Origin of the sequence: Glutamicibacter uratoxydans, assembly GCF_006539925.1 — a bacterium.
Taxonomy (GTDB): Bacteria; Actinomycetota; Actinomycetes; order Actinomycetales; family Micrococcaceae; genus Glutamicibacter; species Glutamicibacter uratoxydans.
Map to the genome: position 1 here is coordinate 56442 of NZ_BJNY01000009.1, position 14661 is coordinate 71102.

The 14661-nt window shown below is 57.8% G+C and carries 13 protein-coding genes; 5 read left to right on the forward strand and 8 right to left on the reverse strand.

What is annotated here, in order from left to right; all coding sequences use genetic code 11:
- Positions 1–2: 2 nt before the first annotated feature.
- Positions 3–863 carry a prenyltransferase gene (locus AUR04nite_RS08870; RefSeq protein WP_141364089.1) on the forward strand — a complete coding sequence of 287 codons (861 nt, stop codon included), beginning with the start codon at positions 3–5 and terminating at the stop codon, positions 861–863.
- On the opposite strand, the gene AUR04nite_RS08875 is transcribed toward AUR04nite_RS08870, so the two are convergent.
- Positions 860–2254: a cryptochrome/photolyase family protein gene (locus AUR04nite_RS08875; protein ID WP_141364091.1), complete on the reverse strand. Its 1395-nt coding sequence runs from the start codon at positions 2252–2254 to the stop codon at positions 860–862. The two genes, AUR04nite_RS08870 and AUR04nite_RS08875, sit on opposite strands and share 4 nt — an antisense overlap.
- Positions 2255–2484: 230 nt before the next feature.
- On the opposite strand from AUR04nite_RS08875, the gene AUR04nite_RS08880 reads away from it, so the two are divergent.
- The gene (locus AUR04nite_RS08880) at positions 2485–3612 is read left to right on the forward strand and encodes a ferrochelatase (protein ID WP_246055463.1); all 1128 of its coding nucleotides are present in this window, start codon (positions 2485–2487) and stop codon (positions 3610–3612) included.
- Between the two features lie 25 nt (positions 3613–3637).
- Here AUR04nite_RS08880 and AUR04nite_RS08885 read toward each other — a convergent pair whose 3' ends face one another.
- Genes AUR04nite_RS08885 through modA form a run of 5 tightly spaced genes read right to left on the reverse strand, consistent with a single transcriptional unit; the run spans position 3638 to position 8059 of the window.
- On the reverse strand, positions 3638–4498 hold the full coding sequence (locus tag AUR04nite_RS08885) for an NTP transferase domain-containing protein (RefSeq protein ID WP_141364093.1): 861 nt from the start codon (positions 4496–4498) through the stop codon (positions 3638–3640).
- Positions 4495–5721: a molybdopterin molybdotransferase MoeA gene (locus tag AUR04nite_RS08890; RefSeq protein ID WP_141364095.1), complete on the reverse strand. Its 1227-nt coding sequence runs from the start codon at positions 5719–5721 to the stop codon at positions 4495–4497. The genes AUR04nite_RS08885 and AUR04nite_RS08890 overlap by 4 nt, the downstream gene beginning before the upstream one ends.
- Positions 5711–6469 carry an ATP-binding cassette domain-containing protein gene (locus AUR04nite_RS08895; protein ID WP_141364097.1) on the reverse strand — a complete coding sequence of 253 codons (759 nt, stop codon included), beginning with the start codon at positions 6467–6469 and terminating at the stop codon, positions 5711–5713. Before AUR04nite_RS08895 ends, AUR04nite_RS08890 begins: the two co-directional genes overlap by 11 nt.
- Positions 6466–7272, reverse strand: coding sequence for an ABC transporter permease (locus tag AUR04nite_RS08900; protein WP_141364099.1), 807 nt, complete (start codon positions 7270–7272; stop codon positions 6466–6468). Before AUR04nite_RS08900 ends, AUR04nite_RS08895 begins: the two co-directional genes overlap by 4 nt.
- The gene (gene modA, locus AUR04nite_RS08905; RefSeq protein ID WP_141364101.1) at positions 7265–8059 is read right to left on the reverse strand and encodes a molybdate ABC transporter substrate-binding protein; all 795 of its coding nucleotides are present in this window, start codon (positions 8057–8059) and stop codon (positions 7265–7267) included. The genes AUR04nite_RS08900 and modA overlap by 8 nt, the downstream gene beginning before the upstream one ends.
- A 112-nt stretch (positions 8060–8171) precedes the next feature.
- On the opposite strand from modA, the gene moaA reads away from it, so the two are divergent.
- The gene (moaA, locus tag AUR04nite_RS08910) at positions 8172–9212 is read left to right on the forward strand and encodes a GTP 3',8-cyclase MoaA (protein ID WP_141364103.1); all 1041 of its coding nucleotides are present in this window, start codon (positions 8172–8174) and stop codon (positions 9210–9212) included.
- A gap of 9 nt (positions 9213–9221) precedes the next feature.
- Here moaA and AUR04nite_RS08915 read toward each other — a convergent pair whose 3' ends face one another.
- A complete protein-coding gene (locus AUR04nite_RS08915; RefSeq protein WP_141364105.1) occupies positions 9222–10091 on the reverse strand; it encodes a hypothetical protein in 870 nt (289 codons plus the stop codon).
- Positions 10092–10179: 88 nt separating this feature from the next.
- Positions 10180–10728 carry a DinB family protein gene (locus tag AUR04nite_RS08920; protein ID WP_141364107.1) on the reverse strand — a complete coding sequence of 183 codons (549 nt, stop codon included), beginning with the start codon at positions 10726–10728 and terminating at the stop codon, positions 10180–10182.
- A gap of 84 nt (positions 10729–10812) precedes the next feature.
- Here AUR04nite_RS08920 and AUR04nite_RS08925 point away from each other — a divergent pair, with 84 nt between their 5' ends.
- On the forward strand, positions 10813–11769 hold the full coding sequence (locus AUR04nite_RS08925) for a helix-turn-helix transcriptional regulator (protein WP_141364110.1): 957 nt from the start codon (positions 10813–10815) through the stop codon (positions 11767–11769).
- A 309-nt stretch (positions 11770–12078) separates the two neighbouring features.
- On the forward strand, positions 12079–14475 hold the full coding sequence (locus AUR04nite_RS08930; protein WP_141364112.1) for a hypothetical protein: 2397 nt from the start codon (positions 12079–12081) through the stop codon (positions 14473–14475).
- The last annotated feature ends 186 nt before the right edge of the window (positions 14476–14661 follow it).

The window sequence follows — 14661 nt, forward strand, 5'->3', positions numbered from 1 at the left end:
TCATGTTTAGAGATCTTCTGGCCGCATCTCGGCCAATATCTTGGGTGAATACAGCGTACCCGTTTGCGGCCGCCTATGTGCTTGCCGGTGCTGGCATCGACTGGCTGTTTGCCGTGGGGACGTTCTTTTTCCTCGTTCCCTACAATCTCTTGATGTACGGGATCAACGATGTCTTCGACTATGAATCTGATCTTCGAAATCCACGCAAAGGTGGTGTCGAAGGCGCTTTGCTCGCTAAAGAGAGACATCAGATCCTACTGTGGTCCTCTCTGATTTGCACGCTGCCCTTCGCAGTGGTTCTACTGTGGGCAGGACACCTCCAAGCTAATATTGTGTTACTCATTTCCTTGGCTGCAGTCATTGCCTACAGCGCTCCGAAACTTCGCTTCAAGGAACGCCCCCTTCTAGATTCGATCACCAGCGCCACACACTTCGTTTCACCCGCGGTCTATGGCTGGGTCTTGGCAGGGGCGGCAATGACCGAGACTCAATGGGCGGTCTTCGGCTCTTTCATGCTGTGGGGCATGGCCAGCCATGCGCTGGGCGCCATTCAAGATATCGTTCCTGATCGCGAAGGCGGCATCAGTTCAATAGCCACAGCCATTTCGGCCCGTGGAACGATCTTGCTCGTGCTGGCAGCGTACATCTGTTCTGGTTTGCTGATTTACGCAGCACTGGATGGCGCCGCCCGGTGGACGGCCGTCTTGGCCCTGCCCTACATAGCCAATATCCTGCCCCATCTACAGGTAGAGGAGCACGATTCCGGAACTATCAACAAGGCCTGGAAGAGATTCCTCTGGATCAATTATCTCTGCGGATTCGCTCTGACGATGCTGCTGGTCTATCTTCTGCTGCTCCGCTAGCTTGGATCTAGGCGATGCAATTTCCGCATCTGCTCGTATGCTTCCAGCGCATCCTGACGCGAATCGCGCAGATCCACTATCGGATCACTTCCCAGCGGCGCAAAACGGCCCCGGTACACGCCCCGAGGGTCGAATTTCTTGCCCTGCAGTTCGGGATTGAAGATGCGAAAGAACGGTGCGGCATCTGCTCCAGAGCCCGCAACCCATTGCCAGTTCGCCGAATTTGAAGCCAAATCCGCGTCGACCAGAGTATCCCAAAACCACTCTTCGCCAACCTTCCAATGAACGCCGAGATTCTTGACGAGGAAACTTCCTGCAAGCATTCGGACCCTGTTATGCATCCATCCGATGTTCCATAGCTGCTTCATGCCAGCATCAACCATTGCATAGCCAGTTTCGCCTTGACTCCAGTGGGAGATGAACGAATCAATCTCCTTAGACTGGCCCTTCTCGGCCCAGCCATAGTCGTCAAACTCGGCCCGGAGATTCTTTTCGAGCATCTGCGGATTATGGAAAAGTAGATGCCAGCAGAACTCGCGCCATGCCAGTTGCCGCCTAAGTGCATAACAGCCCTGCGCTTTCTCAGGCTGAGTAGAGGCAACTTGCTCTAGCTCCGCCCACAGAACTGCCGGGCTCAGGTGCCCCCAGCGAAGCGCCGGCGACAAGGCGCTCGTCCCGTCGATATCTGGACGATCCCTCGCTTCAGGATATTGGCCGACTATTGAATCGATGAGCAGCGCTAGGCGATCGTCAACTGCATTTTCGCCAGGTTCCCATGTATCTTCTAAACCCCGCGCCCAATTGGGCGAATGTGGAAGCAGATTCCACGTCTCCAGATCTTCAGTAGCCGGTAGACTTCGCCCAGGATAGTCCTGCGCTTCGGGTGCTGGCAGCGGCTTGCGTATATTCAGTTCCAGTAGGCGATTGTAGAAAGGGGTAAATACCTTGTAGCCGGTCCCGCCGGCTGTCTGTACCTCCCATGGGTCCTTGAGCAGGGATCCGCAATAGCTCTGAACTTGGATCCCCCGTTCAGCCAAACGCCGCTTGACTTGCGCGTCGACCTTCATTTCCGAGGGCGAATAGCGGCGGTTCCATCTGACAGCTGAGATGGGGAGGTCGTTGATAAGTTCTTGAAGAACCTGTTCAGGATCACCCGATCGCAAAATCAGCGGGACACCGATTTCGCGCAACGAGGTCGCCATTGATTTCAGCGCATGGTGCAACCACCACTTTGCGGCGCCTCCAAGTTCACGGATGCCCGGTGACCGAGTATCAAGAATGTAGATGGCGAGTGCTTCGCCCTGCTTCATTCCCTCAAAGAGGGCTGGGTTATCCAAGGTTCGCAAATCGTCGCGAAGCCAGACCAGTTCTACTGGAGTTTCAAGTTTCATCAGACGAGACACTTCCTTTCCGCCGCTGGGCCGTCCTCGAGTTATCCGCTAACTTTTTCGCCACTCCGAACGGAGCCACCCGATTGATTTGAGTGCAGGCGCTGAGCCCAAGCCCGCATTATTTTATTTAGCTAGGCTAGCATTAAGCTAATCTAATGTAGACCGGTAGCTCGCTGCCCCAGCCCAAGGAGCGGTGGCAGAAAAATGTTCCTCAAACCCAAGGATGCGAAGTGCAAGCAGATTTATCACCTTTCGACGCGTTGGTACTGATGTCTTTCGGCGGTCCTGAGCAGGAGGAAGATGTATTGCCTTTCCTCCAAAACGTGACAGCAGGCCGAGGCATTCCTGACGAGCGGCTCAAAGAGGTTGGTGAACACTATTACCAATTCGGCGGACGCTCGCCGATCAACGAACAGAACCGTAGTTTGCTGGAAGCACTGAGTCGCGAGCTTGAAACCCGCGGAATCACGACCCCTCTGCTTTGGGGAAATCGCAATTGGAAGCCATTTCTGGCTGATGCGGTGCGCAGCGAGCATCAGCGGTCGGGAGCACGAAAATTCCTGGCCATCGATACTTCCGCCTACTCGTCGTATTCGTCATGCCGGCAGTACCGCGAAGACTTCGCAGCGGCGCAAACGCAGCTGCTTACAGAAGGTATCCACGTCGACTTTGAAAAAATACGCCAATACTATAACCATCCGGGATTTGCGCAGGCACAGCTTAGCTGCGTACGCGAAGCTCTGGAACAGTATCGTGCGGCAACAGGTTCGTTGGATCCCGATGACTACCGCGTACTGTACGTCACCCACTCCATCCCCAGTACGATGCAGGAGAACTCCGAACGCCACACCAATGGATACAGGGCGCAGCATGAAGAACTGATTGATTGGCTCAGCACTGAATTGGAGCCAGCCTATGGCCGGGTGGAAAGCGAACTGGTCTACTGTTCCCGTTCAGGGTCTCCCCATACGCCGTGGTTGGAGCCTGATATCAACGACCGCATGAAAGAGCTCTCCGAGAAAGGAGTAGGCGGAGTTGTCGTAGTTCCCATCGGCTTTGTTTCGGACCATATGGAAGTCAAATACGATCTTGACACCGAAGCGGCCCAAACCGCCAAAGATCTGCAAATGGATTTCGTGCGCGCCGCAACGGTGGGAATCCACCCGGAATTCGTTGCAGGCCTCATCGACCTGGCGGTGGAGAGGGCGGAACAGGTGCGGCAAGCCGCAGAAGAGATCAAGAAGCCGGTCGTGACTGGCACTTCCTTGTCCTCGGGCAGTGGCGCATGCTCGCGCAACTGCTGCGAGGGCAGCAGGCTGGTGCCGACACAGCCGAACTGGCCTGCTCCCTCGCGCTAAAAGAGATCACATGGAGGCGTAGCTGCTACGCCTCCTCGGGGTGCTCGTCGGCCCACCGGTGGGCGCGCTCGATCAGCACGGCTGCTTGTTCGGCCAGCTCGCCGTTGCCGCTGCCCACTGCCAGGCCCAGCAGGAAGGTGCTCAGCGGGGCGGCTGGACGGGCCACCTCGTGGGCCACATGCTTGGCGACATCCAGCACGACCTTGATGTCCACCTGTTCCGGGTCCAGCTCCAAGGTTTCGCTGGCCGCTTCAAGCCAGGCTTCCAATGCCTCCGGTGGCAGATACTGTCCCATGTTCTTCCTTTCACTCAGCCGGGCGCTGGCCAGCGCCTGCGGGGTATCGATATCGCTGCTGGTTTCATTGTCCACCGGCAGCCGTTCAAGTTTCAGCTCTCCCAGCACCCTGCGCACCGGGGCGTTGATGATGTCCGCCCCCAGCGAGGTGCACAGCTGACGCAGCCGCTGGCTACTGTAGATTCCCGCCAGCCACTGGGTCCTTCCGTCAGCATCCTGAAGGACCACCCCGTCGCCGGCGAGCGCCTCCTGAGTGAAGCCGGAAGCCACGGCGGAGGCCAGCTGGACCGGATGCTGCAGATCGCAGGCCAGGACCATGGTCCAGCCACTGCGCACCTCGCCGAGTCCGGCGGCAATAGCCGCCAACGGGCCGGCGAACTCGGGCTCTTCCCGCACCACCTCATCTGCCAGCGTGCCCGAGCTGTCGGGGCCCACCACCACCACGCGCCGCGCTCCGGCGCCGCGGGCGGCGGCCACTACCCGGTCCACCAGCCGCTGCCCGGAGAGCAGCAGCGCCGACTTGTCGATGCCGCCCAGCCGGGTGGCGCGTCCTCCGGCCAGGACGATGGCGTCGAATTCTACGGTGCTCATGGCTGCAGCCTGATGACTTCGACGCTGTCCCCGGGTTCCACGCGCTCTATTCCCTGGGGAATCAGCGCATAGCCCTGGGCAGAGCCGAAGCCGCCCACCGAGTGGGAGATCTGAGAGGCCTTCACCGCCGGAGCACAGCCGAAATTCTCGTCGAAGACCACCGGCAACACCTGCAGCCTGTCTGCCGGGGACTTCCAGCCGAGCACCGCTTGGCTGCGCAGCGCCGGGCGCGCCAGCTCGGCGGCGCCCTGCATGGCGCGCAGTGCGGGTCGGGCGAAGAGCTCGAAGCCCACTGCCGCGCTGACCGGGTTGCCCGGCAGTGCGAAGATCATCGCTCCGGCCTGCATCCGGCCGGCGCACTGCGGGGCGCCGGGGCGCAGGCGCACGCGCACCGACTGCACCCCGGGCTCATCGGCCAGCACCTGGCGCATCACGTCGTATTCGCCGGGGCCCACCCCGCCGGTGCTGATCACCGCGTCATGGGTCGACGCCAGCTCTGCAAGCACTTGGCGCACCGTCTCGGGCTCGTCCACGCAGTGCTTCACCGTGGCAGCAGTGATGCCGGATTCGACCAGCAGCCCTGAAATCAGCAGCGAGTTGGATTCGGGAATCTGCCCGCGGCCAAGGTCCTGGCCGGGAGCCTTCAGCTCGGCCCCGGTAACCAGCACCGCCACCTTGGGGCTGCGGCGCACGCTCAGTCTCACTGCTCCCGCGGCGGCGGCCGCAGAGAGCCGGGCGGCGGTCAGCTGTTCGCCGGCACGGGCCACCAGGGCCCCTGCATCGCGGTCTTCGCCGCGCATCCGCACATTTTTCCCCGCAGAAATTTCAACGTTGATCCTCGCCCGGTGCGCGTCAAAGCCATTGGTGTCTTCGACCTTCACTACAGCATCCGCGTCGGTGGGCAGTGGGGCGCCGGTCATGATGCGCACCGTCTGGCCCGGCAGCAGCCGCGGATCTTCCGAAGATCCGGCTGGCACGACGCCCACCACCTCAAGCTCTACCGGGGCGCCGAGGGTATCTAAGGAGCGCACCGCGTAGCCGTCCATGGCGGAGTTGGCCCACAGCGGCAGCGGATGCGCGGTATGGACGTCTTGGGCAAGATAGAGCCCGTGCAGGTGGGCGAAGCCGCCGGCCAGGTCATGGGCCTCGGGCTCGAATGCCGTGATCGCCGAAAGGATCCAATCGCGCTGTTCTTCGTAGCTGCGCAAGATGCTAGCTGCCATCAATGGCCTCCTTGATGCTGGTGGGATGCTGCGCGGGAAGAGTGGCTACCACCGCGCGCACGAATCGGCTGGCCGGCTGCGCAAACACCTGTTCCACTTCGCCATAGGCGATGACCTTGCCGCGCTCGATGACCATCAGGTCGTCGGCGAGCGCCTGGGTGTCTGCCGCGCTGTGCGAGACGACGATGGCTCCGGTGCCGCTGCGTTCAAGTTCCTCGCGCACCAGCTGGCGCATGTCCACTGCCGCTTCCACGTCCAGCGAGGCGAAGGGTTCGTCGATGAGCAGGAACTTCGGCTTGGCCGCCAGTGCCCGGGCCAGGGCGATGCGCTGGCGCTGGCCCCCGGAGAGGGCCGCAGGCTTGTGGTTCGCCACCTCGCCCAGGCCCAGCCGTTCAAGCCAGCGGCTGGCTGCCTGTTGGGCGTCCTGCTTGCTCATGCCGCCAGCGCGGGCGCCGAAGGCGATGTTGCGGGCGGCGTCTAGGTGCGGGAACAGGTGCGCTTCCTGGCCCAGCAGTCCCACCTGGCGGCGGTGCGGCGGCAGGTGGTGCCTGCCGGCGGCGAGCAGTGCGCCGTCCAGTTCGATGCGTCCCGCGTCCAGCTTTTCGATGCCGGCGATGACCTGCACGATAGTTGATTTGCCTGCGCCGCTGGGCCCCATAATGGCAAGGGTCCGCCCTGCCGGCACGGTGAACTTGGCCTGGACGGCAAAGGCGGAGCGGGCCACGCTCAGCTCGACGTCAAGACTCATTTCAGCGCTCCCGGCCGCCAGGCGCGGACGCAGACGAGGATGAGCACTGCGGTGCCCAGCAGCAGCAGCGACAGCGCAACTGCTGCATCCCGTCCTTCGCCCGCCCCGTTGAATGCCGTATAGATTGCCAGCGGCATGGTCTGGGTGATCCCCGGGGCATTGCCGGCGAAGAGCGCGGTGGCCCCGAATTCTCCAATGGCGCGGGCAAAGCACAGGATCACTCCGGCTGCCAGCCCTGGGGCCGCCATAGGCAGGGTGATGCGGGTGAGCACCGTCCAGCGTCCGGCGCCCAGGGTCGCCGCGGCCTGCTCGTACCCGAGCCCGGTGGAGCGCAGGGACCCTTCGACCGAGAGCACCAAGAAGGGCAGCGCCACGAAGCTCTGGGCAATGACCACCGCGGTGGTGGAGAAGGGCAGCGTGTAGCCGATCAGCGACTCGACCGCTTGTCCTACGGCGCTGGTGCGCCCAAAGAGGAAGAGCAGCGCGACGCCGCCGACCATGGGCGGCAGCACCAGCGGCACCGCGACGAGCACCCGCAGCAGCTGGGCCAGGCGCGGTCCGCTTCTCGCCATAAGCACCGCCAGCGGCACGCCGAGCACCACGCAGACCAGGCAGGCGGCAGCTCCCGTGCGCAGCGAAAGCCACAGCGCATCCAGTGCTTCCTTGCTGGTGACGTCCTGCCAGAAGGTGCCCCAGCTGGCGCGGGCCACCAGGGCGATCAGCGGGAAGATCAGCAGCGCAATTCCCAGGACTGCCGGGGCGATGGTGAATCCTGGGGCGCGGACGCCGGTGTCGCTAGCCATGTGCAGAACTCGAAGCGGCGCCGAAGCCGTGGTCTTTCAGGATCTTCTGTCCTTCGTCGGAGAGGACGAAGTCGACAAATTCCTGGGCGCCTGGATTGTCGGTCAAAGCGGTGATGGGATAGGAGTTGACTACCTGGCCCGCCCCTTCGGGGACGATGGATTTCACCTTGTCTTCGCCGATCACGTCGGTGGCATAGACCAGGCCGGCGTCTGCTTCACCGGCGGCGACCTTCTGCAGCACCGCCGTGACATTCTGCTCCTGGCTGGCAGGCGTGACCTTGACGCCCTGGTTGTCCAAAAGTGTGGTGGATGCGGCCCCGCAGGGAACCTTTGGCGCGCACAGCACCGTGGTCGCCTTTGACAGGTCTGCCAGCGACTTCACATTGCCGGGATTGTTGGCGGGCACCGCGATCACCAGGGTATTGGTGGCGAAGACCTGCGGGTTCTTTCCCAGCCCCGCCGCGGTGACGGTAGCCATGTTCTTCTCATCGGCGGAGGCGAAGACGTCCACCTTGGCGCCTTCAACGATCTGGGTGGCCAAGGTAGAAGAACCGTCATAGGAAATGGTGGAGATTTTCGTCTCCGGGTGTTCGGCCTGGAACTTCTTGCCGATCTCGTCAAAGGATCGCTGCAGCGAGGCAGCTGCGGAGATGGTGATAGTATCCGCCGGCTGGGACTTCCCCGTGGAAGCTGTGTCCGAGGCAGTGCCAGCGCAGCCTGCAAGTGTCAGAGCAGCAGCAGCCACAACGGCGCAGGACCGCACAAGGTGCGAAGGGCGAATGCGCATTGAATCTCCTAGTGGGTTGCTTCACTTGCCATGCTACAGGCGCGTTTAGCTGGGACTGCCGATATGACCCGCTAATATATTACTTTCTGGGATGACGCGTTACTGTTAAAGCATGAACACGCAAAATGTGTCAGCCATCACCGATGCTCGACGCAGGCCATTGCACGACCTGCGCATTTCGGTCACGGACCGGTGCAACTTCCGCTGTGTGTACTGCATGCCCAAAGAAATCTTCGGGCGCGACTTCCAGTTCCGCGAGCGGTCCGAGCTGCTGACCTTTGAAGAGATTGAACGCCTGGCGCGCGTCTCCGTATCCCTTGGCGTGCACAAGCTGCGCATTACCGGCGGCGAGCCGCTGCTGCGCCGCGGCATCGTTGACCTCGTAGGCATGCTTTCTCAACTGAAAACCCCCGAGGGGCGCCCAGTTGACCTGGCCATGACCACCAATGGTTCGGCGCTGCCGCACCTTGCCCAGGATTTGATAGACGCCGGTCTTAAGCGCGTGACGATCTCCCTCGATTCGTTGGATGACGAACGCTTCAAGGCGATCAATGATGTGAACTTCCCGGTGTCCCGCGTGCTGAAGGCCATCGAGGTTGCCAGCGAAGTGGGCCTTGGCCCGGTCAAGATCAACACCGTGGTCAAGAAGGGCGTCAACGATGACGAGATCCTGACCCTTGCCGAGCATTTCCGCGGCACCGGACAGATCCTGCGCTTCATCGAGTACATGGATGTGGGCACGACCAACGGGTGGAAGCTCGACGAGGTGTTGCCTTCCACCGAGGTAGTTTCCATGATCAACGCGAAGTGGGAACTTGAACCGGTCACCAAGACTGAGCCCGGCGAAACTGCCAACCGCTGGCGGTACAAGGACGGCGGCGGCGAGATCGGCGTGATTTCCAGCGTCACCAACGCCTTCTGCGGCAACTGCTCGCGGGCCCGCGTCTCTGCCGAAGGACAGTTGTTCACCTGCCTCTTCGCCGGATCCGGTTTGGATCTGCGCGCCCTGATGCGCGACGGAGCCGACGACGAGAAGTTGGCCGAGGTACTTTCCGGGCACTGGCGCAAGCGCGATGACAACTACTCGGAGCTGCGTGCGGCGCTGACTCCAGGCAATCGCAAACGCATCGAGATGTCGTACATCGGCGGCTGACCGCGTCATTTATTCCTGATCGTCCTCAAACCAGCATTCTTCCGAGCCGGGCAGGCTTGGATGGTAGGGAACCTTGAACCATTGCGCCCAATTCTCTGGACGGTGCGGCCATTGTTCCACCAGCCACTTCGGAGGCTTGTTCGTGAAACCGAGGATCACGCTGCGTGCTTTCAGATCCCAGAATGAAGTCCCCACATCGAATAGCCGCACCCCGGTCAAATATAGGAGGTTGAAGGGCTGAATCTGCGACGCCTGCACGAGGCCCTTCACCGAGCTTGCCCAACGGATGCTGACATGTGGCGGCCAACCTCCGGCAGGCGCGTCGACGTGGAGGGTTCCCGCTTGGTCGATGTTCAGCTCATCCAGCCCTGAAACCTTGTCCCAAGCTTTCGGACAGATACATTTTTTCGTTCGGAAAAGGGTCAGCTGCTCAAGGTTGGCACGAATGTTGAGCAGTGTGTCCAGTGGCGAACTTTCAATGAACAGATCATTGAGTTTTGGAGCGCTGACCAAAACGTCGCTCACTTTTGGGTAATAGCCGACGATTAGCCGTCTCAGATCGAGCAATGAGGCATCTATCGGGCGGGACGCAAAGAGCTTCCCTTGAAGGTGCGCGAAAAGAAGTTTCAAATTGGTCAATGTTTCTAGGCCTGCCAAGTCAGCTGTGGCAAGCGTGCAGTCGTCGTACTCGTTGAGATCCAGGCTCAGCGCTCCAACGTCCGGGTGTGCGGCCCTGATTTCATCGATGAAGCTGCCGTTCTCCGGGACGCGCCGGATGCGGACATGGAGCACTTTCTCCTTGAGGCCGTCGCCAAGTGGCAGCGTCTCCTTTTGGACGTTCCAGATCAGGCCGGAAGCCGATTCGTTCCTGGTCGACATTGAAACCCCACATCTAATCGCACGCCAGCCGGACGAGGCAGTGACTTTGAATTATCACCTAATCCCCGCCCGGCGTGAAGAACATGACTTAGCCCATGGACTTGGCGCCATCCAGCGATTCACGGATGATGTCTGCGTGGCCCGCGTGCTGGGTGGTTTCGGCAATGATGTGAAGCAGGGTGCGGCGGTTGCTCCATTCGGTGTCGACGAACCATGGCGCCTTCGGCAGGTCGTGGCGTTCATCAAGATCGATCTCGGCCAGCATGGAATCCGTGAGGGCTGCGATGCGCTCATACTCAGCAAGCAGGCCTTCGAGGGTTTCTTCTGGTCCCATACGGAAAGCGTTGGCGAAGGCCTCAAGTGCTTCAGGTGGCATGTTGAAGAAGTCGACGCCGTCCCAGGACATGGCGCTGCGGCCCTGGATGATGAAGTCCTGCCACTGCTTCTCAACCTCGGACACATGCTTGATCAGGCCGCCAAGGGTCAGTTCGCTGTCGGTGGTGCGGATGCGGCCCTGGTCGTCGTTCAGGTCCCGGACGGTGAAGCGCAGGAAGTGGCGGGCGTTGGTCAATGCCTGGAACAGGTCGAAGCGTTCGCCGGTCAGTTCGGTGGTGGTTGGTGCCATCGTGGTGCTCATCGTTCTCTCCTCTGTTGAGCTGATGGAACAAGAGTAAAGTTCATAGGTGACAGTTTTTGTCCTAAATCGGAGAAGAATATTCTCATGAGCACGAGCCAACGATTCATACGGTTATTGTCGCTTCTGCAGACCCACCGGTATTGGGCCGGAGAGGAGCTGGCGCAGCGCTTGGACATCTCGCTGCGCACCCTGCGCCGCGATGGGGACCGCCTGCGGGACTTGGGCTATCCAGTCCAGGCCGAGCGCGGGGTGGGAGGCGGCTACCAGCTTGCCGCAGGCGCCGCACTGCCTCCGCTGGTGCTCGATGACCAGGAGGCAGTGGCTTTGGTGGTCGGGCTGCAGTCTGCAGTCAACCAGTCGGACAGCGTTCTGGCGGAGGCCAGCCTGCGGGCGCTGTCAAAGGTTATTCCGGTGCTACCGGGGAACCTGCGCAAGCAGGCCCAGGCGCTGGCAAGCTCAACGGTCGGCCTGGGGCCAGAAAGAACTTCTGAGCAGCTGGTCGATCCGCAGGTCCTAGTTGTTTTTGCCCAGGGGTGCAGGGACTTAGAACGCGTTGCCTTCGACTATGTTGACGCCCGCGGCAATGAAACCAGCAGGCGGGTGGAACCGGCCAAGCTGGTGCGTGTAGGGCAGCGCTACTATCTGGTGGCCTATGACCTGGACCGGCAGGACTGGCGCAGCTTCCGCGTCGACCGCGCAGCGAACGCCTCCGCGCGAGGCCTGCGCTTTGCAGCCCGGAGCATTCCCGGCAATGACGCAGCGGCATTTGTCCGCGCAGGCCTGCAGGGTGAACGAACCTATGAATTCAGCGCGCTCGTGCACGCCCCAGCGCAGCAGGTTGATGCGGCGGTGGGACGCTGGTTCAAGGTACAGGCGAATGACGGCGAAACCTGCACGGTATATGGAACCTCTGACGACCTGCGATGGGCGGCGTTTGCACTTGCACTGTGCGAAGCAAAAGTCAGCGACACGCATCCTTCTGAATTGCGAAATCTAGTCACGGCTTGGTCTTCGAACTTATCTCCAAGCTCCAAAAACTAAAGCGATTCCTGTTCTAGCTGTAATAGCAAACAAAATGCGGGCTCATATTGCCCAGCCACCATCCGTGGCAGATGGACCTACCCCGGTTTCAACCATAGTTTCGGCGATTCAAATCACCTAACCTAGACCCAGCATAGTTCACCAAAATTGAACTGCCATGACGATCCCCGAGACTCAGACACAAAAATACCTTGAGAATCAGAGATTTTTGATATAACCGGCTAAACTTATCGTATTTAAGATTAGTCAACCTAAAACGACTGCAGGGAAAAAATAATGACAAAATTTAATCGACCTACACTTCGAGTTGTGCAGAACAGCGATGAAGCCTTCAACGCATTTCAGACAAATTACAACAATATCGCAGAAGGTATGATTCCGACCGATTCATGGAATGATTTACGTTTACAAGTACCTCAAATTATTGAACAGAGTGTTCATGCAATTCAGCGGGAGTTAGACACAGGCGTTGATTTATGGGATGTTATCGAAGTCCTGCGGAGAATGATAGCACCAGCAGATCTAGGGGAACACAAGGAAAGCATCAATACAACCCTTCCCGCTATAGTTGAAGTTGTAGCCTTAATAGGTATTTCAATCGATCCGAAGGAAATCAATTTACCGCAGGAACAGATCGATGCAGGTCCATCGATACCAACCATCATCGATGCCGCAACACGAATTGTGACAACCGCGCAGTGGGTTGCCATAGCCTCTGTAAACGATAATCATCTTGGTCAAGCAGCCGAATTAACAGGACTTCTCCGGACTTTTGAAGTGTCCGTACGAGGACGGAACTATCTTTCAATTTCACGGAAAGTTCTTGATGAAATTTTCTCATCAGAAGCAATTGAGCAACTGGTCCGATCCAACGTGGGCTATACGCCATCAGATATTTCGCAGCTTTGGGAGGCGATCCAGAAGGAGCGTATTGAAACTCAAACACTCCTAGAAGAACGTATTGGTGAATTTATACAAATATCTTCTACGGGAGAACCTTTATCTGACGCGCAAATAACAGAAGCAAGAGAAGTTGTAGGCAAGCTTCTACTGGAACCCGGACAAGGAATTTCATTCAGTATTGATGAGATACTTTCTCATACCAATTTATCCACCTCTGTCATCACGTCAATACTGGAATCGTTTTCTATCGAAACAACTGGCTTGCGCGCGGTTGAAGCTTGCCAAAAATTTGTTCAAGGGGAAAATTTACTGGCAGGAAAAGGCATGCTGCGTCGGCAGGATCGCTACTTGCCGATTGGCGATCCGCTCCCGCACGACTTTATCCGCCCTCTTATTGAATCACGGTTGAAAACATCAAATAAGCCTTGGAACCGATACAGAAAACATCGTGACTCTTGGACTGAAAAAACTGCTGGTCAGTTACTCTCTAAATTACTTGGTATAAACAATCCAACCTACGAGTCTTTGGAGTACAGATTTCCTGAGTCAGATTCCCTGCCTTACGATCTTTCAAAAAATTCGACCAATTCACGAACAAACACTAAAGATACGGAAGCCGATGCTCTATTTATTATCGATGACATCGCTATTTGTGTTGAGGTGAAGGCTGGATCAATCACAGAAAAAGCTCGTGCAGGTAATGTTCAACGAGTTGAAGCTGATCTTCGAAAGACAATCGGCGAAGCTGCCAGTCAGGCAGAACGTCTAGAAGATCTTATATTGAAACATCAGGGTCTATGGACACCGGCCAACTGTTGGATTGATTTATCCGGAATTCGTGAAATCCATACCATAATTGTATGCCTTGACGATTGGGGACCGTTAGCAATTGCAACAGACGCTTTAGTTAGAGCCAATATCATTACGTCCCAGTCAATCCCGTGGCTCGTGTCAATTCATGATCTCTTCACGATCGCTACTTTCATGGATAGTCCCTCCGATTTCCTGACCTATCTACGGCGTCGCACTGACCCAGCGGCCTCTCGACTTTTACTTGCTGGCGATGAACTAGATCTAGTCATGTGGTTCATGGGTGGCGGACTATATTTTGTGCCCGATCCTTTTGAAGTACGCAAGAAGAACCCAACGATCCCGCGGCCGAGACAAGCACAAAGAGATGAATTCAAGAACAGCAATGTCCCGACTCAAGTATCGACGCATACAGATGCCCTCGACGCATGGATGTACTTTATCGAAGGTCAGACATCTATTGAAGCTGATCGTCCCAGACGCGATCATCAAAGGCACGTAGCCATGCTAATTCAGCATCTGGAAGACTCGAAAGAACGTGGGTGGCTCAGAACGGGTGCTGATCTCGCTGGCCTTGCGCACGAGGCTGAGCTCACTATCAGTGATTATATGATCCAACTAATGCATTCCACTCTGAAAGATGGCTGCTTTCACACTTCATTCATGAATTTTCCCGATTTAAGCGGAAATTTTGGCTTGTTTCTTGGAACTCTTCCTATTGGTGAAAGCATGGAGAAAGTCAAAATCGATATAAGGAAGTATGCGCAGCTCAAAAAGCACCAGCTTCACCTCGGCCGTTCCCTAGCAATTATCATCAATGTCAGCGGCCATATAGTCTGGAGCGAATATGACAACTCACTAAACGTGGATGCCCCTGAGCTGGACCGTGAGATCATCGAACGAAGACTCCTTAGTGCAAATCAAATGCAGGCACTAAATTCTATTGCTCCTAAGAATAAGAAACGCAAGAAGCGTCAAAAACGCAAACGCTAATAAATCGGTATAGATTTGCCCACTATATATTCTGTCCACGACTTAGGCCCTGTCGATGAAAATCACCGCCTCGGGCGAATGTGCTCCAAACGCATGCTTAATTGGAATCAATTTTCCGATCAGATTACTGGAAATAAAATCATAGAAGTCTTGGAAACACGCGTCACATTCTGATGCGAAGGTTCG

Coding starts and splice junctions, on each gene's coding strand:
- AUR04nite_RS08870 (WP_141364089.1), top strand. CDS start 3: ATGTTTAGAGATCTTCTGGCCGCATCTCGGCCAATATCTTGGGTGAAT.
- AUR04nite_RS08875 (WP_141364091.1), bottom strand. CDS start 2,254: ATGAAACTTGAAACTCCAGTAGAACTGGTCTGGCTTCGCGACGATTTG.
- AUR04nite_RS08885 (WP_141364093.1), bottom strand. CDS start 4,498: ATGAGCACCGTAGAATTCGACGCCATCGTCCTGGCCGGAGGACGCGCC.
- AUR04nite_RS08890 (WP_141364095.1), bottom strand. CDS start 5,721: ATGGCAGCTAGCATCTTGCGCAGCTACGAAGAACAGCGCGATTGGATC.
- AUR04nite_RS08895 (WP_141364097.1), bottom strand. CDS start 6,469: ATGAGTCTTGACGTCGAGCTGAGCGTGGCCCGCTCCGCCTTTGCCGTC.
- AUR04nite_RS08900 (WP_141364099.1), bottom strand. CDS start 7,272: ATGGCTAGCGACACCGGCGTCCGCGCCCCAGGATTCACCATCGCCCCG.
- modA (WP_141364101.1), bottom strand. CDS start 8,059: ATGCGCATTCGCCCTTCGCACCTTGTGCGGTCCTGCGCCGTTGTGGCT.
- moaA (WP_141364103.1), top strand. CDS start 8,172: ATGAACACGCAAAATGTGTCAGCCATCACCGATGCTCGACGCAGGCCA.
- AUR04nite_RS08915 (WP_141364105.1), bottom strand. CDS start 10,091: ATGTCGACCAGGAACGAATCGGCTTCCGGCCTGATCTGGAACGTCCAA.
- AUR04nite_RS08920 (WP_141364107.1), bottom strand. CDS start 10,728: ATGAGCACCACGATGGCACCAACCACCACCGAACTGACCGGCGAACGC.
- AUR04nite_RS08925 (WP_141364110.1), top strand. CDS start 10,813: ATGAGCACGAGCCAACGATTCATACGGTTATTGTCGCTTCTGCAGACC.